Annotated in this window: 24 protein-coding genes; 11 read left to right on the forward strand and 13 right to left on the reverse strand. The window is 59.1% G+C overall.

Annotation, left to right across the window (positions count from 1 at the left end):
• Positions 1-2 precede the first annotated feature (2 nt).
• Both KGB25_RS07815 and KGB25_RS07820 read right to left on the reverse strand, forming a co-directional pair.
• A complete protein-coding gene (locus KGB25_RS07815; RefSeq protein WP_223434737.1) occupies positions 3-1625 on the reverse strand; it encodes a methyl-accepting chemotaxis protein in 1623 nt (540 codons plus the stop codon).
• 95 nt (positions 1626-1720) lie between these two features.
• Positions 1721-2977, reverse strand: coding sequence for an MFS transporter (locus tag KGB25_RS07820; protein WP_223414472.1), 1257 nt, complete (start codon positions 2975-2977; stop codon positions 1721-1723).
• Between the two features lie 433 nt (positions 2978-3410).
• On the opposite strand from KGB25_RS07820, the gene quiC reads away from it, so the two are divergent.
• Complete coding sequence (gene quiC, locus KGB25_RS07825) at positions 3411-5312, forward strand: 3-dehydroshikimate dehydratase QuiC (protein ID WP_223434738.1); 1902 nt, start codon at positions 3411-3413, stop codon at positions 5310-5312.
• Between the two features lie 102 nt (positions 5313-5414).
• The gene (locus KGB25_RS07830; RefSeq protein WP_008028922.1) at positions 5415-6092 is read left to right on the forward strand and encodes a TetR family transcriptional regulator; all 678 of its coding nucleotides are present in this window, start codon (positions 5415-5417) and stop codon (positions 6090-6092) included.
• 95 nt (positions 6093-6187) lie between these two features.
• Here the strand turns inward: KGB25_RS07830 and KGB25_RS07835 are convergent, their stop codons facing one another.
• From KGB25_RS07835 to KGB25_RS07845, 3 genes are all read right to left on the reverse strand, one after another.
• Entirely contained in the window at positions 6188-7042 is an 855-nt protein-coding gene (locus KGB25_RS07835; protein ID WP_008040289.1) for a shikimate dehydrogenase, read from the reverse strand.
• Positions 7043-7047: 5 nt separating this feature from the next.
• Entirely contained in the window at positions 7048-7488 is a 441-nt protein-coding gene (aroQ, locus tag KGB25_RS07840) for a type II 3-dehydroquinate dehydratase (protein ID WP_008028918.1), read from the reverse strand.
• Positions 7489-7628: 140 nt separating this feature from the next.
• Complete coding sequence (locus KGB25_RS07845; RefSeq protein ID WP_223434739.1) at positions 7629-8540, reverse strand: LysR family transcriptional regulator; 912 nt, start codon at positions 8538-8540, stop codon at positions 7629-7631.
• 215 nt (positions 8541-8755) lie between these two features.
• Between KGB25_RS07845 and KGB25_RS07850 the strand changes: the two genes are divergently transcribed.
• Together KGB25_RS07850 and KGB25_RS07855 are read left to right on the forward strand one after the other, a co-directional pair.
• Complete coding sequence (locus KGB25_RS07850) at positions 8756-9184, forward strand: DUF4160 domain-containing protein (RefSeq protein WP_192418910.1); 429 nt, start codon at positions 8756-8758, stop codon at positions 9182-9184.
• Positions 9181-9627 (forward strand): DUF2442 domain-containing protein, encoded by a 447-nt coding sequence (locus KGB25_RS07855; protein ID WP_223434740.1) that lies wholly within the window; start codon positions 9181-9183, stop codon positions 9625-9627. Before KGB25_RS07850 ends, KGB25_RS07855 begins: the two co-directional genes overlap by 4 nt.
• Before the next feature lie 54 nt (positions 9628-9681).
• Here the strand turns inward: KGB25_RS07855 and trmA are convergent, their stop codons facing one another.
• Entirely contained in the window at positions 9682-10761 is a 1080-nt protein-coding gene (trmA, locus tag KGB25_RS07860; protein ID WP_008028912.1) for a tRNA (uridine(54)-C5)-methyltransferase TrmA, read from the reverse strand.
• Positions 10758-12053, reverse strand: coding sequence for an NCS2 family permease (locus tag KGB25_RS07865; RefSeq protein ID WP_008028910.1), 1296 nt, complete (start codon positions 12051-12053; stop codon positions 10758-10760). Before KGB25_RS07865 ends, trmA begins: the two co-directional genes overlap by 4 nt.
• 222 nt (positions 12054-12275) lie before the next feature.
• Between KGB25_RS07865 and KGB25_RS07870 the strand changes: the two genes are divergently transcribed.
• Together KGB25_RS07870 and KGB25_RS07875 are read left to right on the forward strand one after the other, a co-directional pair.
• Complete coding sequence (locus KGB25_RS07870) at positions 12276-12722, forward strand: DUF4879 domain-containing protein (protein ID WP_008040293.1); 447 nt, start codon at positions 12276-12278, stop codon at positions 12720-12722.
• A 66-nt stretch (positions 12723-12788) separates the two neighbouring features.
• Entirely contained in the window at positions 12789-13340 is a 552-nt protein-coding gene (locus KGB25_RS07875; RefSeq protein ID WP_008028906.1) for a DJ-1 family glyoxalase III, read from the forward strand.
• A gap of 6 nt (positions 13341-13346) precedes the next feature.
• Here the strand turns inward: KGB25_RS07875 and KGB25_RS07880 are convergent, their stop codons facing one another.
• The 3 genes from KGB25_RS07880 to KGB25_RS07890 form a co-directional block, all read right to left on the reverse strand.
• A complete protein-coding gene (locus KGB25_RS07880) occupies positions 13347-13634 on the reverse strand; it encodes a HigA family addiction module antitoxin (protein WP_192228018.1) in 288 nt (95 codons plus the stop codon).
• 13 nt (positions 13635-13647) lie between these two features.
• The gene (locus KGB25_RS07885; protein WP_192228017.1) at positions 13648-13926 is read right to left on the reverse strand and encodes a type II toxin-antitoxin system RelE/ParE family toxin; all 279 of its coding nucleotides are present in this window, start codon (positions 13924-13926) and stop codon (positions 13648-13650) included.
• Between the two features lie 86 nt (positions 13927-14012).
• Entirely contained in the window at positions 14013-15251 is a 1239-nt protein-coding gene (locus KGB25_RS07890; protein WP_192228016.1) for an MFS transporter, read from the reverse strand.
• A gap of 481 nt (positions 15252-15732) precedes the next feature.
• Here KGB25_RS07890 and KGB25_RS07895 point away from each other — a divergent pair, with 481 nt between their 5' ends.
• From KGB25_RS07895 to KGB25_RS07905, 3 genes are all read left to right on the forward strand, one after another.
• Entirely contained in the window at positions 15733-17175 is a 1443-nt protein-coding gene (locus tag KGB25_RS07895) for a cytochrome ubiquinol oxidase subunit I (RefSeq protein WP_008040295.1), read from the forward strand.
• 3 nt (positions 17176-17178) lie between these two features.
• Positions 17179-18186 carry a cytochrome d ubiquinol oxidase subunit II gene (cydB, locus tag KGB25_RS07900; RefSeq protein ID WP_008028900.1) on the forward strand — a complete coding sequence of 336 codons (1008 nt, stop codon included), beginning with the start codon at positions 17179-17181 and terminating at the stop codon, positions 18184-18186.
• A gap of 75 nt (positions 18187-18261) precedes the next feature.
• The gene (locus tag KGB25_RS07905) at positions 18262-18429 is read left to right on the forward strand and encodes a DUF2474 domain-containing protein (protein ID WP_008040316.1); all 168 of its coding nucleotides are present in this window, start codon (positions 18262-18264) and stop codon (positions 18427-18429) included.
• Between the two features lie 78 nt (positions 18430-18507).
• On the opposite strand, the gene KGB25_RS07910 is transcribed toward KGB25_RS07905, so the two are convergent.
• Together KGB25_RS07910 and KGB25_RS07915 are read right to left on the reverse strand one after the other, a co-directional pair.
• The gene (locus KGB25_RS07910; protein WP_223434741.1) at positions 18508-19632 is read right to left on the reverse strand and encodes a methyltransferase; all 1125 of its coding nucleotides are present in this window, start codon (positions 19630-19632) and stop codon (positions 18508-18510) included.
• A 150-nt stretch (positions 19633-19782) separates the two neighbouring features.
• Complete coding sequence (locus KGB25_RS07915; RefSeq protein ID WP_223434742.1) at positions 19783-20514, reverse strand: helix-turn-helix transcriptional regulator; 732 nt, start codon at positions 20512-20514, stop codon at positions 19783-19785.
• Positions 20515-20850: 336 nt separating this feature from the next.
• Between KGB25_RS07915 and KGB25_RS07920 the strand changes: the two genes are divergently transcribed.
• The gene (locus KGB25_RS07920; RefSeq protein WP_223434743.1) at positions 20851-21627 is read left to right on the forward strand and encodes a ferredoxin--NADP reductase; all 777 of its coding nucleotides are present in this window, start codon (positions 20851-20853) and stop codon (positions 21625-21627) included.
• 43 nt (positions 21628-21670) lie between these two features.
• Here KGB25_RS07920 and mscL read toward each other — a convergent pair whose 3' ends face one another.
• Positions 21671-22087: a large-conductance mechanosensitive channel protein MscL gene (gene mscL, locus KGB25_RS07925; protein WP_008040320.1), complete on the reverse strand. Its 417-nt coding sequence runs from the start codon at positions 22085-22087 to the stop codon at positions 21671-21673.
• A 654-nt stretch (positions 22088-22741) separates the two neighbouring features.
• On the opposite strand from mscL, the gene radA reads away from it, so the two are divergent.
• On the forward strand, positions 22742-24109 hold the full coding sequence (radA, locus tag KGB25_RS07930; RefSeq protein WP_008028888.1) for a DNA repair protein RadA: 1368 nt from the start codon (positions 22742-22744) through the stop codon (positions 24107-24109).
• Positions 24110-24174: the final 65 nt, after the last annotated feature.

A 24174-nucleotide genomic window follows, 5' to 3' on the forward strand; every position in this document is an offset into this window, starting at 1 on the left:
GGTCAGAATCTGAAGCGCACCACCAGGTTTTGCAGGCCGGTCGCCAGTTGCGACAGTTCCTGGCTGGTGGCGCTGGTCCGGGTCGAGGCGTCGGCACTTTCCAGCGACAAGTCGCGGATGTTCAGCAAATTGCGATCCACCTCGCGGGCCACTTGCGCCTGTTCCTCTGACGCGCTGGCGATCACCAGATTACGTTCATGGATCTGCTCCATGGCCCGGGTGATTTCTGCCAGTGCCAGACCAGCCTGTTCGGCAATCGACAAGGTGTCGGCGACGCGCTGACTGTTGTCGTGCATCGACAGCACCACGCTGTCGGTATCGCCCCGCACCCGGCCAATCATCTGCTCGATTTCGCGGGTCGATTGCTGGGTGCGATGAGCCAGCGCCCGTACTTCATCGGCCACCACTGCAAACCCACGCCCGGCTTCCCCGGCGCGGGCGGCCTCGATGGCGGCATTGAGCGCGAGCAGGTTGGTCTGTTCGGCGATGGCGCGGATCACGTCCAGCACCTTGCCGATTTCCCGGGATTGCTCGGCCAGCGTTTGCACCTGTTGCAGAGCGAGGCCGGCATTGCCGCTCATCGCCTGAATCGAATCCAGTGTCTCAATGACCCGCGTCTGGCCCTGGTTGGCTTGCTGCGTGGACAGGCGAGTGCTGTCGGAAGTCGACACCGCGTTACGTGCGACTTCTTCCACCGCGACCGTCATCTCGTTGACGGCCGTGGCGGCTTGTTCGATTTCATTGTGTTGCTGTTGCAGTCGAGCGGAATCCTGCCGAGTGTTCTGATTCATCTGCAGCGCAGCCGCCGCCAATTGCGTCGAGGTGCCGCTGATCAGTTGCAGGGTTTCGCGCAGGCTGGTTTGCATGGCCGACAAGGCCTTGAGCAAACGTGCGGTTTCATCGCTGCCGTGGCTGTGGATCGGTTTACTCAAGTCCCCGGCGGCGACTTGCTCGGCCACGGCGACAGCCTGACGGATCGGGACGACGATGCTGCGAATCAGCAGCCAGGCCAGGCACAAAGTCAGGAGCGCAACGGCGATCAGCGCACCGATCACGGTGAACTTCACCTGGTTGTAAAGCGAGTCGGCCTGGTTGGCCGACAGGCTGACTTCATTGGCGGCAAGGGCCATCAATTCGGCGAACTGGTCACCGGTCTGGGTCGAGTATTCCTGGATTTTGCCGTTGAGCAGCGCGGTCATGTCTTCGCTGCGGTTCTCCCGCGACAGCGCTTCGTATTGCGCCAACGCCTGACGGTAACGGGTGACGGTGGCAACGAACTTTTCGTACGGCTCCCGGTTGTAATCACCGACCAGCGGGGTGAATTTTTCCAGCGTCTCGCCCAGCCAGCCTTGTACTTGATGCAGGCGTGTGACGGTAGCATCGAGCACTTTGGGGTCGCGGTTGAGGGCCATGCGCAGGCTGAGTACGCGAATGCTCAGGACGTAGTCGCGGATTTCACCCAGGTAGCGAACGCTCGGCAGGGAGATGTTTTCCGTGTGCTGACCGGTGGCGCGGACCTGCGCAACCTGTTTGAGGGCGAACAATCCCTGCAACAGAACCAGCAGGGCGATAACGCCGAAGCTGATCACGGCGCGTTTGGCAATGCTCAAGTGACCTGGGGACATGGTGGGTCTCTGTGGTGTTGAGAAAAAAGGGGACATTCATAAATCCTGCGCATAAAAAAACGCAGGCCCGGGATCAGGCCTGCGTTTGGGGTGTATCAGTTTTCGACTGTAGGAATCTTGCGCGGCGCCATGAAGTACATCCAGGTCAGCGCGATGAAGTACATCGCCGGAATGATGGTGAACAGCACGGTGTAGTTGTTGTTGGTGATGGTCAGGATGTGGCCGACCAACTGGGTCATGAACATCCCGCCGATCGCGGCGCACATGCCGCCGAAGCCGAACACTGTACTCATCATGTGTTTAGGCGTGTAGTCCATCACCAGGCTCCAGATGTTCGCGGTCCAGGCCTGGTGTGCACCGATGGCCAGGGAGATCGCAAACACCGCCACCCACAGGCTGCTCGAACCGGCGGCCATGACCACGCCGATGATGCAGCAGGCGAACAGGAACATCGACATCAGGCGCGCCTTGATCGGGTTGATCCCGCGGCCGATCAGGAACGAGGACAGGATGCCGCCGCCAACGCTGCCGAAGTCAGCGGTGAGGTAGATGATGATCAGCGGGATACCCATCTGGGTCACGTTGATCCCCAGGTTGTATTGCTGATTGAGGAACGGCGGCAGCCAGTACAGGTAGAACCAGAACACCGGCGCGGTGATCGAGTAGGCGAGGGCGAAGGCCCAGGTGCCACGCATGCGCAGGATTTTGGAGAACGGTACGCGGGATTGTTCCGGTTCGACTTCCTTCTGGATGTAGTCCAGTTCCGATTGTTTAACGCTTGGGTGATCTTCCGGGTTGAAGTACTTCAGGCCCCAGAACAGCAGCCAGATACCGCCCAGCGACGCCATGCACAGGAACGCGGCCTGCCAGCCCCACACATGCAGGATCAGCGGCAGCAGCATCGGGGTGAACATCGCACCGACGTTGGTGCCGGCGTTGAAGATGCCGGTGGCCACGGCGCGTTCGCCGGCCGGGAACCACAACCGCGTGGTTTTCACGCAAGCCGGGTAGTTGGCGGCTTCGGTCAGCCCGAGGATAAAGCGGCAAACCATGAAGCCGACCGCTGACGTGGCCAGGCCGTGGGCGCCGGTCGCCAGGCTCCAGAGCAGCACCGCGCAGAAGAACACGCGCTTCACGCCGACCCGGTCGATCAGCCGGCCTTGCAGCACGAAACCGATGGCGTAGCCGACCTGGAACCAGAAGTTGATGTTGGCGTAATCCATCGCCGTCCAGCTCATTTCCTTGGCCAGGATCGGCTGCATCACGCCCAGTGCGGCACGGTCGATGTAGTTCAGGGTGGTGGCGAAAAACACCAGCGCCAGCATGCCCCAACGGGTCTTGCCGACGGCCATGGCGCCGCGGATCTTGTCGCCGATGCCACCGACGGCAGGAGTCGTGGAGGAACGCTCCACGGGAGAGCTTTGAGAAGGAGTCATGTAGGCCACCGATTATTTTTATGTGGTGTTCTGAGTCTTGGGTCACCGAGACCGATGGTTGTGACCGGACTCAATGTGTAGTGGATGGTGGGCAGTGGACGAAAAATCGTCAATTCGCCAAAGGCCATTGTGTTCGATAATCGCACGGAAAACTAACCGGATAGTACACTTTGAATTGCTGTGCTCGATACTACGGCCAATAATTTACTCCATGAAAAACGCGGTCCCTGTAGGAGCCGGCTTGCCGGCGATGGCGTCCGCGAAATCGCCATCGCCGGAACGCCGCCCGCAGCAAGCCGGCTCCTACAAAACCTCTAACAAGACAGTCTCCACCACCGGGAGTCGAAACATGCAGCGTTCCATTGCCACCGTGTCCTTGAGCGGTACCCTGCCGGAAAAACTCGAAGCCATTGCCGCCGCCGGTTTCGACGGGGTGGAGATTTTCGAGAACGACCTGCTCTATTACGACGGCAGTCCTCGGGAAATTAAACAGATGTGCGCCGATCTCGGGATCGCCATCACGCTGTTTCAACCGTTCCGCGATTTCGAAGGCTGCCGCCGCGATCGCCTGCCGCGAAATCTGGAACGGGCCGAGCGCAAGTTCGACCTGATGCAGGAACTGGGCACTGACCTGGTGCTGGTGTGCAGCAACGCTTCCGCCGATTCCGTGGGTGATGAGCAAATCCTCATCGACGACTTGCGCCTGTTGGCCGAACACGCCGGTGCGCGTGGCCTGCGAATCGGTTACGAGGCGTTGGCCTGGGGCCGGCACGTCAATACCTGGCAGCAGGTGTGGAACATCGTTCGCCAGGCGGACCACCCAAGTCTGGGCGTGTTGCTGGACAGTTTCCACACGTTGTCGCTCAAGGGCGATCCGAGTGCCATCGCCGACATTCCCGGCGACAAAATCTTCTTCGTGCAAATGGCCGACGCGCCGATCCTGGCCATGGACGTGCTGGAGTGGAGCCGGCATTTTCGCTGCTTCCCGGGCCAGGGCGAATTCGATTTGCCAGGGTTCCTCGCGCCGATCATCAAAAGTGGCTACACCGGGCCGTTGTCGCTCGAGATCTTCAACGACGGCTTCCGCGCCGCACCGCCACGGGCCAACGCCGCCGATGGTTTGCGTTCGTTGCTGTACCTGGAAGAGAAGACCCGCGAGCGACTGGCGCAGGAAACCAAACCTGCGGCCAGCCCGGACATTCTGTTCGAGACGCCGAAGGCCAGTGAATACAACGGCATCGAATTTCTTGAGTTCGCCGTGGACGAAAGCCTCGGCGCCAGGCTTTCTCATTGGCTGGAGCGGCTGGGCTTCGTCAAGGCCGGTCAACACCGTTCAAAAAGCGTGAGCCTGATGCGTCAGGGCGACATCAACCTGATTCTCAACTCCGAGCCCTACTCGTTTGCCCACAGCTTTTTCGAAGCGCATGGCCCGTCGCTTTGCGCCACTGCGGTGCGGGTCAATGACAGCGCCAGCGCGCTGGCCCGGGCCGTGGCTTACAAAGGTCAGCCTTATCGCGGACTGGTCGGCCCCAATGAGCTGGAACTGGCTGCGGTGCGCGCGCCGGATGGCAGCCTGATTTACCTGGTGGACCAGGACGCCGACGTCTACGGCACCGACTTCAATCTGCAACCGACGGAAACGGCCAGCGGTGGCCTCAAGCGCATCGACCACATGGCCATGGCGTTGCCGGCCGACAGCCTCGACAGTTGGGTGCTGTTCTACAAAAGCCTGCTGGATTTCGAAGCCGATGACGAGGTGGTGCTGCCCGATCCGTATGGTCTGGTGAAGAGCCGGGCGCTGCGCAGCCGCGACAGTTCGATCCGCTTGCCGCTGAACATTTCCGAGAACCGCAACACCGCGATCTCACACGCGCTGTCGAGTTATCGCGGCTCCGGTGTGCATCACATCGCGTTTGACTGCGACGATATCTTTGCCGAAGTCCGTCGGGCCAAGGAGGCGGGCGTACCGCTGCTGGATATCCCGCTCAACTATTACGATGACCTGGCGGCGCGGTTCGATTTCGACGACGAATTCCTCAGCGAACTGGCTTATTACAACGTGCTCTACGACCGTGATGCCCAGGGCGGTGAGCTGTTCCACGTTTACACCGAGCCGTTCGAAGGGCGGTTCTTCTTTGAAATCATCCAGCGTAAAAACGGCTATGCCGGTTACGGTGCGGCGAATGTGGCGGTGCGGCTGGCGGCGATGGCCAAGTCCCGCAGCGGCGCCGTTCGTCAGGCGAAGTTGTAGCAATTTCGTAAACGCGAGGTTAAACCGCTGCCGCGCGGCTTCCTTCACTGTGCCGTGCGGCTCATAATCGCCAGCCTGTGCAGTGATGGCCGTGAGCCCGCAATGACAATGACATCAGAACTCTCCGTAGCGCCCGACGAACCCTTGGCCGAGCCACGCAAGAGTCGCAAGAACAACCCGGAAAAGACCCGCGAGAACATTCTTCAAGAGGCCATTGTAGAGTTCGTCCAGCAGGGGCTTTCCGGCGCTCGCGTCGATGCGATCGCCGAGCGCATTCACACCTCAAAACGCATGATCTATTACTACTTCGGCAGTAAGGAACAGCTCTACATCGAGGTGCTGGAGAAGCTCTACGGCGATATCCGCAGCACCGAAAACCGCCTGCACCTGGCCGAATTGGCGCCGGTGGAGGCGATTCGGCGGTTGGTGGAATTCACCTTCGATCACCATGATCGCAATGTCGATTTCGTGCGCATCGTCAGCATCGAGAACATTCACAATGCCGAATTCGTGAAGCGCTCCGATGCGATCAAGGCGATGAACAACACCATTCTTGATTCACTGGGCGTGATATTGCGTCGCGGGGCTGAAGAGGGTGTGTTCCGGGCGGGGCTTGAGCCGCTGGATGTGCATCTGTTGATCAGTTCGTTCTGCTTCTATCGCGTGTCGAACCGCCATACGTTTGGTGAGATTTTTCAGATCGACCTGCCGGACGAAAGCATCAAGCAGCGTCATCGGGAGATGATTTGCGAGTCGGTGTTGCGATACCTGCAGGCCTGACGCGTATTTGTAGGAGCCGGCTTGCCGGCGATGGCGTACTCAAGGGCGCCATCGTCGGAACGCCGCCCGCAGCAAGCCGGCTCCTACAATTTGCGTTAACCATTCATGCTTTGAAAATGCGCCAGCATTCGCTGTGCATCCGGCACCACGCCGCTGAACAATTCAAACGCCTTCACCGCCTGAAACACCGCCATGTTGCCGCCATCCAGCGTGCGGCACCCCAAGGCGCGGGCGTTGCGCAGCAGTTCGGTTTCCAGCGGGAAGTACACGATCTCTGCCACCCACAACTGTGGCCTTAGCAACTCCACCGGGACCGGCATGCCAGGCAGTTTTTTCATGCCCATGGGCGTGGTGTTTACCAGGCCGTCAGCCTGAGCCAGCGTGTTCGGCAAATCATGACCCGCCACGGCTCGGCCAGCGCCGAAATGCTGATTGAGATTGTCCGCCAGACTCTGCGCGCGACTGATTTCCACATCGAAAATGCTCAACCGCTGTACGCCTTCGCTCAATAGCGCGTGGGCCACCGCCGCACCGGCACCACCGGCGCCCATCTGGACGACACGCTCAAGGGCAACGCCCTGCAAGCCACGGCGAAAACCTTCGGCAAAACCCAGGCAATCGGTGTTATGGCCGATGCGTTTACCGTCCTTCAACACCACCGTGTTCACCGCGCCGATACCGCGGGCTTCCGGCGACAATTCGTCGAGCAGGGGGATGATCGACTGCTTGCACGGAAAGGTGATGTTCAGACCGGTGAAGTTCATACGTTCCGCCGCCATCAACAGGTCGGGCAGGGCGCTGCTGTCGAGTTTCAGCTGATCGAGATCGATCAGGCGGTAGAGGTAACGCAAACCCTGGGCGTCGCCTTCATGTTCATGCAGTGCGGGCGTACGGGACGCCTGAATGCCGGCGCCGATCAGCCCGGCCAGTACCGCGTTGTTCTGAGTCACGGCGTTCACCCTTTCAAGCGCAGGCTGAAATGCTCCAGCGCCAGGCGATAGCCGTGGCTGCCGAAACCGGCCATTACTGCGGTGGCAATGGCTGAAACAAAGGAGTGGTGGCGGAAAGGTTCACGAGCATGGACGTTGGACAGGTGGACTTCGATCACCGGCAATTCGCTGGCGACCAGGGCGTCACGAATGGCGACCGAGGTGTGGGTCCAGGCGGCGGGGTTTATGACGATCCCGGCGCAACGACCGCGGGCGGCGTGAATCCAGTCGAGCAGTTCGCCTTCATGGTTGGTCTGGCGAAACTCCACCGCCAGGCCGAACTCTTCGGCGGCCCGGCCGCACAACGCTGCGATATCCGCCAGGGTTTCGTGGCCGTAAGTTGCCGGTTCACGGGTGCCGAGCAGGTTCAGGTTCGGGCCGTTGAGCACCAGAACGATAGGGTTCATCAGGGTCTCTCCACATATTATTTTTGGCATGGGCTGTTGTTCCAGCCTGTGGAGATAAATTGTACTAGATGGTTAATTTGGTCAATTGAACAGGCGCCGAGACGGAGGTTTGTGTGCGGTGATCGGACGGTTTCGGCATCTCAACGCGGCAAATGCTCGATCAGAAAATCAATAAACGCCCGTAATCGCAGAGGCACATGGCGGCTTTGCGGGTAAAGCAGGGTGAATGGTCGTGACCGTCCGCCGTAAGGTTTGAGGATTTCCACCAGCGAGCCATCGGCCAACTCCTTTTCGACGATAAAACGATAAGTCTGGAAGAGACCCGCCCCATGTTTGGCCAGGGTCACGCCGCCCAGCACGTCGTCGGAACAACTGAGATCGCCCTCGGCGAGGATTTCGCGCTGCACGCCATCGTCGTTGAACAGCCAGGCAATCCGCCGACCGTTGCTGGGCAAATCGTACTGGATGCATTCATGATTTTTCAGGTCGTCCAGGGTTTGCGGCGTGCCCGCGCGCTTCAGGTAATCGGGGCTGGCGATCATCACCAATTGCGCGTCCTCCAGTTGCCGGGCGATCAGCCCGGAATCCGGAATCGCCCGCACGCGGATGGCCAGGTCATAGCCTTCAGCGACGAAATCGATGTTGCGATTGCTGATGTGCGACTCGACTTTCACCTGCGGAAAACGCTCCCGAAACGCCGGCAGCAACGGCAGGATCCGGTGATGCGCATACGTCGTGGGGATACTGATGCGCAAGGTGCCGGAAGGCTCTTGCTGCTGGCCCATCACCTCGCGTTGGGCCTCGACCAATTGCGCCAGCGCCTGACGACATTCTTCGTAATAGCGGCGCCCGCTATCCGTCAGTTTGACGCTGCGAGTGGTGCGCGCGAACAGCCGCACACCCAAGCGTTCCTCCATGCGCGACACGGACCGACTCACCGCTGCCGGCGTCACGCCAGCGACCAGCGCGGCGGCGGTAAAACTGCCAGCTTCAGCGGCGAGGCAAAACAGTTCGATGCTGCCGAGCTGAAGATCGTCGAATGTTCGCTGCATGATTGATTACACCGGGGATCAAATGAAGGACTTGATGCAGTGTTTATCAAATTGCGGAAAGGATTGCTTACCATTTTTGCAGCGTATCGCCACGCCCGATGCGAGTTGGAACGCTAGCCTCAAGTTCGGGCGATAACGTGAAGGCTTGCACCGGTTATCGGATTTTCAAGGGAATGACGGGTCATTGGGCTCATTAACCTAACGGATGGGTTAGCATGAAATTGTTCAGCTACAAAGGGCTTTCAATGGTGATCATGTTGCGCGATGAACACTGCCCACCGCATACGCATGTAGACGCCGGAGCCTGGAGCGCACGCTTCAAGTTCTGCTTTTGGCACAACGGCGTAGAGCTGTGGGATGTGGTGCCTCATTCCAACCGGCCACCTGCCGCCGTGCTGGAAGGCTTGCGTCACGCACTCCGACAGCCTGCTCATTTGCGTCGTGCCCGTAAGATCTGGTGGGAAAAGCTGCACACGGTCTGCCTCAATCATCAGATATGGGACTGGCAGACCAGCGAAGTCGCCGTGGTGAAAAGGATTGCCAGTGCGACCAACATGATTTATTCGGCTTGCTATGAGCCCGAGACGAACAAGACCTTGCTGGCGCTGTTTGGCGTATCGGAGGGTGTGGAGATCAAGTTATGAAATCTATAGAGGCGAAAACACTGGCGGATCGGCCTGTGACAGAAGCCGCGCTGGATACGGCCATCCGTCGTGGGCAAGCGCGTCACAAAGGTGGTTTTCAGGTGACGGCCGTGACCTTTGTGGAGCCGTGTCTGGCGGTCAGTTTCGTTGATGGCAGTGGCGTGCTGCTGCCGGTGCAGCACTATCCGGAGTTCGATGGATTCGAGGTCGAGGATTTCGCCGACCTGAAAGTCGGTTTTTCCGGAGCCGCCCTCTGCCATGAGGGCAAGGATTTGCATGTATCCATCGCTGGCATGATCTCGGCGAGCAAGCCGCTGATGGACATGGCCGCCTCGGTCATCGCTTCTCGCAATGGTCGCCAAAGCAGCGCCGCCAAAGCGGAGGCGGCGCGAGCCAATGGTCGCAAGGGCGGACGTCCGCGCAAACCAGAAATCACCGAATGAGCACGCACAAAAAAGCCGTCGAAATGACGGCTGTTTTGTATCGAACGGCTGCAATCAACGCCGGGTCAACAACACCCCGGATTCCATGTGATGAGTCCACGGGAACTGGTCGAACATTGCGCATTGAGTAATGCGGTGGGTGTCGTGCAACTGGGCAATGTTGGCCGCGAGGGTTTCCGGGTTGCAGGAGATGTACAGGATATTGTCGAAGCGTCGGGTCAACTCGCAGGTGTCCGGGTCCATGCCGGCGCGAGGCGGGTCGACGAAGACGCTGCCGAACTCGTAGCTCTTGAGGTCGATGCCGTGCAGGCGACGGAACGGGCGAACTTCGTTCAGGGCTTCGGTCAGCTCTTCAGCGGACAGGCGCACCAGCGTGACGTTATCCACCGCATTTTCGCTGAGGTTGCTCAGCGCTGCGTTGACTGAGGTCTTGCTGATCTCGGTGGCCAGCACTTTGCGTACGCGGGTCGCGAGCGGCAGCGTGAAGTTGCCGTTACCGCAATACAGTTCCAGCAGATCGTCGGGACGATCGCCGAGTGCGTCGTAAGCCCAGTTCAACATCTTCTGGTTCACGGTGCCATTGGGCTGGGTGAACGCGCCTTCCGGCTGGCGGTAGCTGAACGTGCGGCCACCGACTTCCAGTTTTTCGACGACGTAATCGTGGCCGATGACTTCGCGTTTGCCTTTCGAGCGACCGATCACGCTGACGTTCAAGTCGGCTGCCAGCTTCGATGCCGCCGCGTGCCAGTGTTCGTCCAGTGGACGGTGGTAGCACAACGTGATCATTGCATCGCCGGCCAGGGTGGTCAGGAACTCCACCTGAAACAGCTTGTGGCTCAGGGCCGCACTGGCTTTCCACGCGGCCTTGAGCTGCGGCATCAGTTGATTGATGCGCAGGCTGGCAATCGGGAACTCTTCGATCAGGATCGGCGTGCGTTTGTCTTCCTGGGAAAACATCGCGTAGTGACGCTCGCCGGCTTCGCGCCACAGGCGGAATTCGGCACGCAGGCGGAAGTTCTTCAGCGGCGAATCGAACACTGCCGGCTCCGGTGCATCGAACGGGGCCAGCAGGTCGCGCAGGCGCGAGACCTTTTCTTCGAGCTGAACGGTGTAAGCCTGGGAATCAAAAGTCATGCGTTGAACCAACCCAACTTGATCACAAACAGAATCGACAGAATCACCAGCGCCGGGTTCAGCTCACGGCCGCGACCGGACAGCAGCTTGATGGCGGTCCAGGAAATGAAACCGAAGGCGATGCCGTTGGCGATGGAGTAAGTGAATGGCATGGCCAGCGCAGTGACCACGACCGGTGCGGCAACGGTGATGTCGTCCCAGTCTATTTCGGCCAGGCCGGAAGTCATCAGGACTGCGACGAACAGCAGTGCCGGCGCCGTGGCAAATGCCGGAACACTGGCGGCCAGTGGCGAGAAGAACAGCGCCAGCAGGAACAGGATCGCCACCACAATGGCCGTCAGACCGGTGCGGCCGCCGGCGCTCACGCCCGCTGCGGATTCGATGTAGCTGGTGGTGGTCGACGTACCCAGCAACGAACCGGCCATGGCCGCGGTGCTGTCCGCGATCAGCGCGCGGCCCATTTTCGGCATGTGGCCGTCCTTGCCCATCAGGCCGGCGCGTTTGGCGACGCCGATCAGAGTGCCGGAGTTGTCGAACAGGTCGACGAACAGGAAGGCGAAGATGACGCTGACCAGACCGATGTCCAGTGCACCCTTGATGTCCAGTTGCAGGAAGGTCGGCGCCAGCGATGGCGGCATCGACATCACGCCGCCGAACGGGGTGAAACCGAGGGCAATCGACGCAATGGTCACGACCAGAATCCCGATCAGCACCGCACCGCGCACGGCGAGGGCTTCAAGGGCAACGATCAGGGCAAAACCCAGGGTGGCGAGGATCGGTGCCGGTTGTTTCAGGTCACCGAGGCCGACCATGGTCGCCGGATTGCTGACCACGATGCCGGCGTTGTGCAGGGCGATCAGCGCCAGGAACAGGCCGATACCGGCAGCAATCGCCGAACGCAGCGGCAGCGGGATGCTGTTGATGATCCATTCCCGGATGCGGAAGATCGACAGCAGGAAGAAGCACACTGCCGAGATGAACACCGCGCCCAGTGCCACTTGCCAGGTGTGGCCCATGTGCAGGACCACGGTGTAGGTAAAGAAGGCGTTCAGGCCCATGCCCGGTGCGAGGGCGATCGGGTAGTTGGCGATCAGGCCCATGGTCGTGGAGCCGATGGCGGCTGCCAGACAGGTGGCGACAAACACCGCACCTTTGTCCATGCCGGTCTCGCCGAGGATGCTCGGGTTGACGAACAGAATGTAGGCCATGGCCAGGAAGGTCGTGACGCCCGCAAGAATCTCGGTCCGCACGTTGGTGTTGTGTGCCTTGAGTTGAAACAGCCTTTCCAGCATGTCTGCTCCCCGTGGCGCGCCCGGCGCCGTGAATGTATCGACCTCAACAGCAAAGCACAGACCGCTGCAGGCGCCTGGTAATTTTCTGTGGGTCGGAAAAAGCCGCGCATCATACCAGCCGCGTGGGGTTGTGGCTGCTTATGGTGGTGATCGTCGTCGATGTTTTGCGTTAAAGCCAAGTGCGCCATACTGCGCGCTGGTTTTGGGGGACATGGGGATTGCATGAAAAAGCGTCTGGTTAACGTATTTGGAGTATTGATTGCCTTGATGCTGGGGGCGCAAACCGCTTCGGCTGCCTCGGCGGCACCGTTGAGCCAGGTCAAGGTGCTCAAGGTCGAGTCGCCGGCTTGTGGGTTTGAGGACATTGGCGAGGGGCAGGAGACCACACGCTGCGATCACAGCGGGCCGAACATCAAGATCTACGTGCTGGAAGTCGGCTATGGCCGCAAGGCGCAAGTCGGGCTGGACGGTTTCGATGTGGACGGCACCCGGACCCCGATCTGCGCCTTTGATAACGGCAACCTTACCGATTGCACCGTCGGTAGAAAAACCGTGGGCTATCTGTATGTCTTCGATCTGGCCGGCAAGCAAGAAGGCACGTTCACCTTCAGCAACACGTCCATCAATGCGCCGGGCAACACGCTGTCGACGCAGCTTTACATCAAGTAACGGCCGGCTCGAACAAGGGTCAGGAAAGCTGACTACGCTTTAAAGATCATTCTGTGGATTGCGCCCATGACCTTTAGAGCCCTGATTACCCTCGCCGAGGGCATCGATGACCTGCAAACCGTGACGCTGATCGATGTGCTGCGCCGCGCCAAGGTTGAAGTGGTGGTGGCCAGCATCGAGGGCCGGCGCATGCTCACCTGTGCCCGCGGCACCCGCGTGACGGCCGATGCAATGCTGGTGGATTTGCTGGCCCAGCCGTTCGACCTGGTCGCGCTGCCTGGCGGTGCCGTCGGCGCGCAACATCTGGCCGGCCATCAACCTTTGCAGCAATTGATCAAGGATCAGGCGGCAGCCGGCCGTCTGTTCGCCGGCATCGCCGAAGCCCCGGCCCTGGCACTTCAGGCCTTTGGCGTCCTGCGTCAACGGCGGATGACGTGCCTGCCGACTGCCAGCCATCAACTGTCGGGTTGCAACTTCGTCGATCAACCGGTGGTGGTCGACGGCAACTGCGTGACCGCTCAAGGTTCCGGGGGCGCACTGGAGTTTGCCCTGACACTGGTGGAACAACTTTGCGGCAAGGCCATGCGTGCGACGGTGGCGGGGGAGTTGGTGGTTTAGAACGTGTCAGGCGTGAACGGCGAGGGGTTTGATGACCGGTTGCTCCCGCTGCTCTGCTTGCCAGAGATCGTAGTCGGTCTGAACCCCTAGCCACATTCGCGCCTTACCAATTCCGGCCCGCTCCAGGCGGACTGCCAGGTCTGGACTGATCGGCGCATGGCCATGCAGCACCCGCGAAAGGTGAGGGCGTGCAAACCCCAAATGCCGGGCAAGTTCCGTCACGCTGATGCCCAGTTCGGGCAGGACGTCCATCAACAGTGTTTCGCCAGGGTGTGGCGGGTTGTGCAAGGGCATGTCCTGCCTCCTGTCAGTGGTAGTCCAGATAGTCGACCAACTCGATATCCGAACCGATAAAACGAAAAATAACCCGCCAGTTTCCTGAAACGCTCAGTGCCCAGAACTCGGCCAATTCGCCCCTGAGCGGGTGTAATCGCCATCCCGGTAGATCGAGGTCACCCGGTGCCATTGCGCGGTCCATGAATTGCAGCATCCGAGACAGACGCTTTGCATGGTCTGCCCGGATTCCACGCGTCGAACCTGTTTCATAGAAACCGCGAAGGCCTTTGTGCTGAAAGGATTTGATCATGGGTTGAGTGTAAGGCGTTACATTACACTCAATGCACTATCTATGTATTGCACCTGGTCGGCAAATTTGTGCTCTGCCTCAGTATTTCAAACCTTGGCTTCTTCCGCCGGCACATGCATGCGATCCCGGTTGGCCAGGGTCGGAAACAGTTTGATCCAGACCCCGGTCACCACCAGCGTGCCGATGCCGCCCATGACCACCGCCGGCACGGTGCCGAACCAATGGGCGGTGAGACCGGATTCGAATTCGCCCAGCTGGTTCGAAGCGCCGATAAACAGGCCGTTGACGGCGCTGACCCGGCCACGCATTTCATCCGGGGTTTCCAGTTGCACGAAGGACGCGCGGATCACCATGCTGATCATGTCTGCTGCGCCCAACACGACCAGCACCGCCAGCGAGAACCAGAATGAAGTGGACAGGCCGAACGCAATGGTCGCGACGCCGAATACACCGACAGCGGTAAACATCACCCGACCGACCTTGCGATCCACGGAGAACCGCGCCAGCCATAGCGACATCAGCAACGCGCCCACTGCCGGAGCCGAACGCAACAAGCCCAGGCCCCATGGCCCGGTCAGCAGAATGTCCTTGGCAAACACCGGCAGCAACGCCGTTGCGCCGCCGAGCAGCACGGCAAACAGATCCAGAGAAATCGCCCCGAGAATATCCGGTCGGCTGCGAATGAAGCGAATACCCGCCAGCAGCGAATCCAGGGTGGCCTTGCCTTTGTTCAATGGCGTTTGCCGCGCAGGCAGGTTGAGCATCAGCAGGCAGGCGATCACATAGAGAATCACGGTCGGGCCGTAGACCCAGACGCTGCCAAAGGCATACAGCAAGCCGCCGAGGGCCGGCGCGACGATGGTCGCCGATTGTTGGGCGGACTGTGCAGCGGCTACGGCGCGGGGGAACAGCGCGGAGGGAACGATACTTGGCAGCAGCGCCTGGGTGGTCGGCATCTCGAAGGAGCGCGCGGCGCCGAGCAGAAACGCGAGGATGAAGATCATTTCCCGGGTGACATGGCCGGTGGCGCCGCCAATCGCCAGGGTCAAGGCAATCAAGGCTTGCAGCGACTGACAGATCGCCGCGACTTTACGCCGGTCGTAGCGGTCGGCGACATGCCCGGTGTGCAACATGAACAGCACGCGCGGGGCAAACTCCACCAGACCGACCAGGCCCAGATCCAGCACGTTGCCGGTCAGTTGATAGAGGTTCCAGCCGATGGCCACGGTGAGCATCTGAAAGCCGCTGGCGGTAAACACCCGGGCCAGCCAGAACGCGATGAAAGGGCGGTGATGACGTAACAGCAAAGGCGCTTGGCTGGGCATCGGAGGCAGATCTTGAGCGAGGGGAGGCCCGAGATTATCACCAACCTGTAACCAAAAGTTGCAGAGGCGGGAAATTTAGTTAGCTAGACACCGATCCCGAAAAACCTGAAATCCCCTGTGGGAGCGGGCTTGCTCGCGAAGGCGGTGTGTCACGCGACATGGATATCGGCAGGTATGCCGCCTTCGCGAGCAAGCCCGCTCCCACAGGAATGTGTTGCCAGCTATGACTGTGGCTATGAGGCAACCTGTCACGCGGCAAAAGACCACACCGTCCATCGCCAAAAACCGGACTACTCTTTTACCCATGCTTGATCCAGATCAAGGCCTTTGCGGAATTGATCTGGTGGCCAGATGGCCGAATTCCCTACGTGTGATGTTTGTAAAAAGAAGAACGAATTCAAATTCGCCACACTCCTATTCGTGGGGGCCGTGGGTGTAGGCCGCAAGCCTTCAGCCGGTATTACCTGACAGAGGAAGACTTATGTTCGGTTTGGAGGCGCTTGATCTCGCCCGAATTCAGTTCGCGTTCACCATCTCGTTCCACATCCTGTTCCCGGCCATCACCATTGGTCTGGCGAGTTACCTGGCGGTACTCGAAGGCCTGTGGCTGAAAACCAATAACGACACCTACCGCGATCTGTACCACTTCTGGTCGAAGATCTTTGCCGTCAACTTCGGCATGGGCGTGGTCTCCGGGCTGGTCATGGCCTATCAGTTCGGCACCAACTGGAGCCGCTTTTCGGACTTCGCCGGTTCCGTCACCGGGCCGTTGCTGACGTACGAAGTACTGACCGCGTTCTTCCTTGAAGCCGGTTTCCTTGGGGTCATGCTGTTCGGCTGGAACAAGGTCGGGCGCAATCTGCACTTCTTCGCCACGGTCATGGTCGCCATCGGCACGCTGATCTCGACTTTCTGGATTCTTGCGTCCAACAGCTGGATGCAGACCCCGCAGGGCTTCGAAATCGTCAACGGCCAGGTCATTCCAACCGACTGGCTGGCGGTGATCTTCAACCCGTCGTTCCCGTACCGCCTGATGCACATGGCGACGGCCGCGTTTGTCGCGACCGCATTCTTCGTCGGTTCCTCGGCGGCCTGGCATTTACTGCGCGGCAAGGACAACCCGGCGATCCGTACCATGCTCTCGATGGCCATGTGGATGGCCTTGATCGTCGCGCCGATTCAGGCGGTCATCGGTGACTTCCACGGTCTCAATACGTTGAAGCATCAACCGGCGAAAATCGCCGCGATCGAAGGCCACTGGGAAAACCACGGTGATGAACCGACCCCGCTGATCCTGTTCGGCTGGCCGGACATGAAAGAAGAGAGGACCAAGTTCGCCGTCGAGATTCCGTACCTGGGCAGCCTGATCCTCACGCACTCGCTGGACAAACAGGTGCCGGCGCTCAAGGAGTTCCCGCCGGAAGACCGGCCGAATTCGACCATCGTGTTCTGGTCGTTCCGGATCATGGTCGGCTTGGGCATGCTGATGATCTTTACCGGTCTGTGGAGCCTGTGGCTGCGCAAAAGCGACAAGCTGTACACCTCGCGACCGTTCCTGTACCTGGCATTGTGGATGGGGCCGTCCGGCCTGATCGCGATCCTCGCCGGTTGGTTTACCACTGAAATCGGTCGTCAGCCTTGGGTCGTCTACGGCCTGATGCGCACGGCGGATGCGTCCTCCAATCACAGCTTCATGCAGATGAGCATCACGCTGATCCTGTTCGTCGTGGTCTATTTCGCGCTGTTCGGTGCCGGTCTGGGCTACATGATGCGCCTGGTGCGCAAAGGGCCGAAGATCGACGAAGGCAAGGAAACCAACGACGGTGGTCCCGGCCAGAAACGCACACCGGCGCGTCCCCTGTCTGCGGCTGACGATGATGGCGCCGAAAACGACCACAGCCCCAGCCTGACCAAGGAGATTTGAGTCATGGGTATTGATCTTCCGCTGATCTGGGCCGTGATCATCATCTTCGGCATCATGATGTACGTGGTCATGGACGGCTTCGACCTGGGGATCGGGATTCTCTTCCCGTTCATCCCGGGCAAGACCGACCGTGACGTGATGATGAACACCGTCGCACCGGTCTGGGACGGCAATGAGACCTGGCTGGTGCTGGGCGGTGCGGCGTTGTTCGGCGCCTTCCCGCTGGCGTATTCGGTGGTGCTCTCGGCGCTGTACCTGCCGCTGATTTTCATGCTGATCGGGCTGATCTTTCGCGGCGTGGCGTTCGAGTTCCGCTTCAAGGCCAAGGACGACAAGCGCCACCTCTGGGACAAGGCATTCATTGGCGGCTCCATCGCCGCGACCTTTTTCCAGGGTGTCGCGTTGGGTGCGTTCATCGATGGGCTGCCGGTGGTCAACCGTCAGTTCGCCGGCGGGTCACTGGATTGGCTGACACCGTTCACGATGTTCTGCGGCGTGGCGTTGGTGGTGGCTTATGCGCTGCTCGGTTGCACTTGGCTGATCATGAAAACCGAAGGCAAGTTGCAGGAGCAGATGCACAACCTGGCGCGGCCGCTGGCGTTCGTGGTGCTGGCGGTGATTGGTATCGTCAGCATCTGGACGCCGCTGGCTCACGCGGAAATCGCCGCACGCTGGTTCACGTTGCCGAATCTGTTCTGGTTCCTGCCGGTGCCGATTCTGGTGTTGGTGACCATGTACGGCCTGATCCGCGCTGTGGCTCGCAATGCGCACTACACGCCGTTCCTGCTGACGCTGGTGCTGATCTTCCTCGGCTACAGCGGTCTGGGCATCAGCCTGTGGCCGAACATCGTGCCGCCGTCGATCTCGATCTGGGACGCCGCCGCACCGCCGCAAAGCCAGGGCTTCATGCTGGTCGGCACCTTGTTCATCATCCCGTTCATCCTGGGTTACACCTTCTGGAGCTACTACGTGTTCCGCGGCAAGGTCACCCATGAAGATGGTTACCACTAATCCTGTAGGAGCAAGCTTGCTCGCGATGGCGTCATCACTGACGCCATCAACCTTGAAGAGGAGGGTTGGAACGCCATGACTGGTAAACACACTTTGGAAGAAATCCAGGCGGCAGAGAAAAAGCCGCTCTGGCAGCGACTTGGCTGGCTGGCAATGATCTGGGCCGGCAGCGTGCTGGCGCTGTTCATCGTTGCGAGCCTGATGCGCATGTTCATGAATGCCGCAGGCCTGTCGACCCACTGAATTCGCAAAATCCCATCCCGATGCCTCGCGGCACGGATTTACAACCCTCCTGCGCTGGAGGGTTTTTTTTGTCCGGGATTATTTTCGGGCTTTGAGGATCACGAACTTCGGTGTGGCCGCCACTTGTTCGACGCCACGGAACAACCGCGCCAGTTTGCTGTGATAACCCAGATGACGGTTTCCGACGATGTACAGCGCGCCGCCCACCACCAGCGCTTCGCGCGCTTGCTGGAACATCCGCCAGGCGAGGAAATCGCCCACGACTTGTTGTTGGTGAAACGGGGGGTTGCACAGCACCACGTCCAGTGACTGCGGCTCCTGCCCGGCCAGACCATCCCCGGCACGCACGATCACGTCCCGGTCACCCAGCGCCGCGCGCCAGTTTTCGGCGGCCGATTGCACGGCCATGAAGGATTCGTCCACCAGCGTGTAGTGCGCCTGCGGGTTTTGCAGAGCGCTGGCAATGGCCAAAACGCCGTTACCGCAGCCCAGATCCGCGACCCGTGCCGCGCCGAGGTTTGTCGGCAAGTGCGGCAAAAAGGCTCGGGTACCGATATCCAGCCCTTCGCGGCAGAACACATTGGCGTGGTTGAGCAGTTCAATCGCCGGCACATCGAGCTGATAGCGAGTCGGGTAGGGCGACGTCGCGGGTGCTTTGGCTTCAGCGGTGGTCATCAACAGCCGAGCCTTTTTCACCGCCAGCGAGGCTTGAACCGGGCCGATGTAGCGCTCCAGCAAATCCCCGGCGGCGCGTGGCAGATGCTTGATCATGGCGCCGGCAATCACTTGGGCGCCGGGCGCCAGTTGGCTTTGCAGACGAATCAATTGTTCCTCCAGCAAGGCCAGGGTTTTCGGTACGCGGATCAGGACCCGATCAAACGGGCCGCTAAACGCTTCGCTGGCAGGTACGCGAGGCACGGCATCAAATGCCTGGACGTTACGGATCAGATTTTTTTCCAGGCCCTGAAAGGCCAGGAACGAGTCGCCGCTGCTGGTCACCTGAACCTTGCCAGCGAGGCTGGCAGCCAATGCGCCAAAGCTGTCGTTGAGCACCAAAACACGCGTATCCGGAGTCGGTTGTTGTTCGGCCAGGTGATTGAGCAGGTATTCGTCGGCGGCATCGAACGCTTGCAGCGGTTCGTTCTGCTGTTCTGGCTGGCGGATCAGGTCGAGGCGGGCGAAGGGTGTTTCGAGCAAAGGCATGGGGCGGGGCTCTGGGTAAATCAACGGGTATCCCGCGGCCCAGGGGCGTTGTAGCGGGCGAGGCCGTCCGAGTGCACTGCGTCGTGAAGGTTCACACGTCAACACTCAGGAGGAATCGCAAATGGTACGTTACTCGCAGGTTTTAATCGATCAACGTGTCGAGGTGCTTTTGAGGTGATCGGCCTTGATCGCGGCGATGATCGCGGCAATCTTGTTGCTGACTCCGAGTTTCAAAATCACGCTTTGAATGTGGAAATGGATGGTCCGTGCGCTCAGGTTGAGAATTCGCGCGCTTTCTTCAGCCGTCTTGCCGGCTGCCGCCAGTTCCAATACGTCGATTTCCCGTGGAGATAAATGCGCAGCGGGTGGTTTCAGCATTTTCTTGGGCAGCGATTGCGCGATCAGCGCATGAAGATGACGGCACATGAATACCGAGAAACCGAGGTTTTCATACAGCTCCAGGGCCGTGATCGGGCAATGGCTCCTTGCCAGGCTCAGAATGCTGCACAGGCCGCTGTCTTCGTCATGCAGCGATTGTGACCAGCCGTGCTGCAAACCATGCGTTTCCAAGGCCTCCCACAGGGAAGGAACCTTGGAGAAAAGAGTTTCGCTCCACATAATGGGCAGCATTGAGTGATTGCAATGAGCTACTACCGGGTCCACCGAGCTTAAGTTTTTCTGTTCATAATACTTGTTCCAGATGGTTGGGTAATTGTTGTGTCGGATAGTGTTGAGCTGGTTGTTTTTTGTTTGATAAGTGGTTGAAAAAGCGAAAAATTTAAACCCGATGTTTTTCGCGAATTCAAGTGCGATCGGGTACGCGGCATCAATATGCTTCGTGCTCGATAGTTGGTTGAGTTGTGATTCCTTCCACCGCTCCATCATGTATCTCCATTTTACAATCTGCCGGGGTGCTGATTGGATCCGAAATCCTGCACGAGCCGAGTGTAGGACGAATCCTACATAAAAGTGAGATTTTTTGGCTTTACTGCGCTTTAAAAAATAAATATCAAGTTCTAATGGAGTTTTTAAAAATACGGCGGGTTTTGAATGTTGAGTTTAATTTCATTAACCGTTTTATTAACTGAATGGTACGTCAAAAAAGATCAAATACTCTTTGTAATGTTCAGGTTGATAATAAAAGGCACTACAAATCGTCGGTGTTTGTTTTCCCCGCTTTGCGGGACACTGGATGCTATCTGTTGAATGGAGCGCCCCATGACTGCCAGTGCAGAAAAATTCACGCGCCAGACCCTGCTCGACGTCAAGCCGTTGACCCCGAGCCTGTTCACCCTGCGCACGACACGGGACCCGGGCTTTCGTTTTCGTGCGGGGCAATTCGCCCGTCTGGGCGTGACCAAGGCAGACGGCAGCGTTGTGTGGCGTGCCTATTCCATGGTTTCTTCGCCTTATGACGAGTTCCTCGAATTCTTTTCCATCGTGGTGCCGGGGGGCGAGTTCACCAGTGAGCTGAGTCGGCTGGGCGTCGGCGATACGTTGCTGGTCGACCGCCAGGCCTTTGGATACCTGACGCTTGACCGCTTCATCGATGGGCGTGATCTCTGGTTGTTATCCACAGGCACGGGCGTGGCGCCGTTTCTGTCGATCCTGCAGGACTTAGAGGTCTGGGAGAAGTTCGAGCGAATCATCCTGGTCTACAGCGTGCGCGAAGCCCGGGAGCTGGCGTATCAGGAACTGATCGCGGAATTGATGCAGCGTGACTATCTGGCCGAGTACGCGCACAAGTTTCAGTACATTGCCACCGTCACCCGCGAACAGCATCCAGGTGCCTTGAATGGCCGGATCACCACCTTGATAGAGAGTGGCGAACTGGAGCGGGCGGCAGGCGTGGCACTGACGGCCGAGCATTCAAGGGGCATGCTGTGTGGCAACCCGCAGATGATCGATGACACGCGAAAACTGCTGAAACAACGTGACATGCACTTGAGTCTCAGCCGACGCCCCGGGCACGTGGCGGTGGAAAACTACTGGTAAAAAAAACGGCGCCACGAAGGCGCCGTTTTTTATCTGCATCAGATCATTCAGGCCGATTATTCTGGGCCTTCAGCAGATCGCGAATCTCACCCAACAGCTCTTCTTCCTTCGTCGGAACCGGCGGCAGGGTGGGCGCAACGGCTTCTTCGCGCTTCAAGCGATTGATGGCTTTGACGCCCATGAAAATCGCGAACGCGACGATGATGAAGTCGATCATGCTCTGGATGAATTTACCGTACGCCAGCACCACTGCGGGGGCGTCGCCGCTGGCGGCCTTGAGCGTAATGGCAAGATCACTGAAATCCACCCCACCGATCAGCAGGCCGATTGGCGGCATGACCACGTCGCCGACAAACGACGAAACGATCTTACCGAAGGCGGCACCGATGATGATACCGACGGCCATGTCGACCACGTTGCCTTTTACCGCGAAGGCCTTGAACTCATTTAGCACGCCCATAGGTTATTTCCTTGTTACAGATGAGGTTGGTAACGCAGTGTAAATCAGCCAAATGGTTCTTGCCCGAAACAACTGCTGGCATCGCAAGCGTGCTATCGACCGGTTTGACGGTAAAAAGTTTTCAAAATGCCATCATTGAAGTGTAGATCTGAGCCTTCCAGGCGTGTGCCCACTGTCCATCTAAAGGGTGTTGAGCGTCATTCAGTCGCTTGCGTCGATCAGCGATGGAGGTGGTGGTTGTCATCAAAAGTGCGTGCGTCGCAGGAGCGACTTGTTGAGCGTAATGGGAAGTGCGATATAAGTTTTACAGTGGTTAACTTCAAGTATAAGTTCTTGGTTCGGAAAATAATGGCTGGAAAAACACAGGGTGCGTGATGCCGTAAAGCCATCTTCTTGATTGTCAGTATTAAACTCTTGGTTTGTTGGGTGATGTTGTACGTTAAGTTTGCAGAGTGATAAGAGTTGTACAGCTTTGTGGGTTTTGGATTTAACGTTGGTCGAGTTATTTTGGCAGCGCGTTGTACAAGTTATGAACGTTGCAGCGCTGTCGTTGTCTCGAGAGCCGAGCAAGTTTCCGCACAATTCCATTGGGCAACTCCGTCGCACTGATCCAGCCCAGCTGAGCTATCATCGCGGTTTTTGCCGGGAGTTCAGATGGCCAAGGCCAAGCGCATGTACGGCTGCACCGAGTGCGGCTCAACCTTCCCCAAGTGGGCCGGCCAGTGCGGCGAGTGCGGGGCCTGGAACACCTTGACCGAAACCATGGTCGAGAGCGGCGGTGCCGCAGCCCCCAGCGGCCGCACCGGCTGGACCGGCCAACAGGCACAGATCAAGACCCTGGCCGAAGTCAGCGTCGAAGAAATACCGCGCTTTTCCACTGCATCCAGTGAGCTCGATCGCGTCCTGGGTGGCGGGCTGGTGGACGGTTCGGTGGTATTGATCGGCGGTGATCCGGGCATCGGCAAATCAACCATCCTCTTGCAAACCTTGTGCAACCTCGCCAAGAGCATGCCGGCGTTGTACGTCACGGGCGAAGAGTCCCAGCAGCAAGTGGCCATGCGCGCCCGACGCCTGGGATTACCGCAGGATCAACTGCGGGTCATGACCGAAACCTGCATCGAAACCATTATCGCCACCGCCCGGGTCGAAAAGCCCAAGGTCATGGTGATCGACTCGATTCAGACGATTTTCACCGAGCAGCTGCAATCGGCACCGGGCGGCGTGTCCCAGGTGCGGGAGAGCGCAGCCTTGCTGGTGCGTTATGCCAAACAGAGTGGCACAGCCATTTTCCTGGTTGGCCACGTGACGAAAGAAGGTGCGCTGGCCGGTCCGCGTGTGCTGGAGCACATGGTCGATACCGTGCTGTATTTCGAGGGCGAATCCGACGGTCGCTTGCGCTTGCTGCGGGCGGTGAAGAACCGTTTTGGCGCGGTCAACGAACTGGGCGTGTTCGGCATGACCGACAAGGGTTTGAAAGAAGTCTCCAACCCTTCGGCGATTTTTCTTACTCGTGCACAGGAAGAAGTCCCGGGCAGTGTGGTCATGGCAACGTGGGAAGGCACCCGACCGATGCTGGTGGAGGTTCAGGCGTTGGTGGATGACAGCCATCTGGCCAACCCGCGTCGGGTCACGTTGGGGCTGGATCAGAACCGACTGGCGATGTTGCTGGCGGTTCTGCATCGACACGGCGGCATTCCGACCCACGACCAGGACGTGTTCCTCAACGTGGTGGGCGGCGTGAAGGTGTTGGAAACCGCTTCCGACCTGGCGCTGATGGCGGCGGTCATGTCCAGTTTGCGTAACCGGCCATTGCCCCATGACCTGCTGGTGTTCGGCGAAGTCGGTTTGTCTGGCGAAGTGCGTCCGGTGCCGAGTGGGCAGGAACGCTTGAAAGAAGCGGCCAAGCACGGCTTCAAACGGGCCATCGTGCCCAAGGGCAATGCGCCGAAGGAGTCTCCGCCGGGATTGCAGATTATTGCCGTGACCCGCCTCGAACAGGCCCTCGACGCACTGTTCGAATAACCTGCCAGATAGAACACCGATCCTGTGGGAGCGAGCCTGCTCGCGATAGCGGACTGTCAGTCAAC

Source organism: Pseudomonas sp. BF-RE-21, from assembly GCF_019947305.1.
Classification (GTDB): Bacteria; Pseudomonadota; Gammaproteobacteria; order Pseudomonadales; family Pseudomonadaceae; genus Aquipseudomonas; species Aquipseudomonas migulae.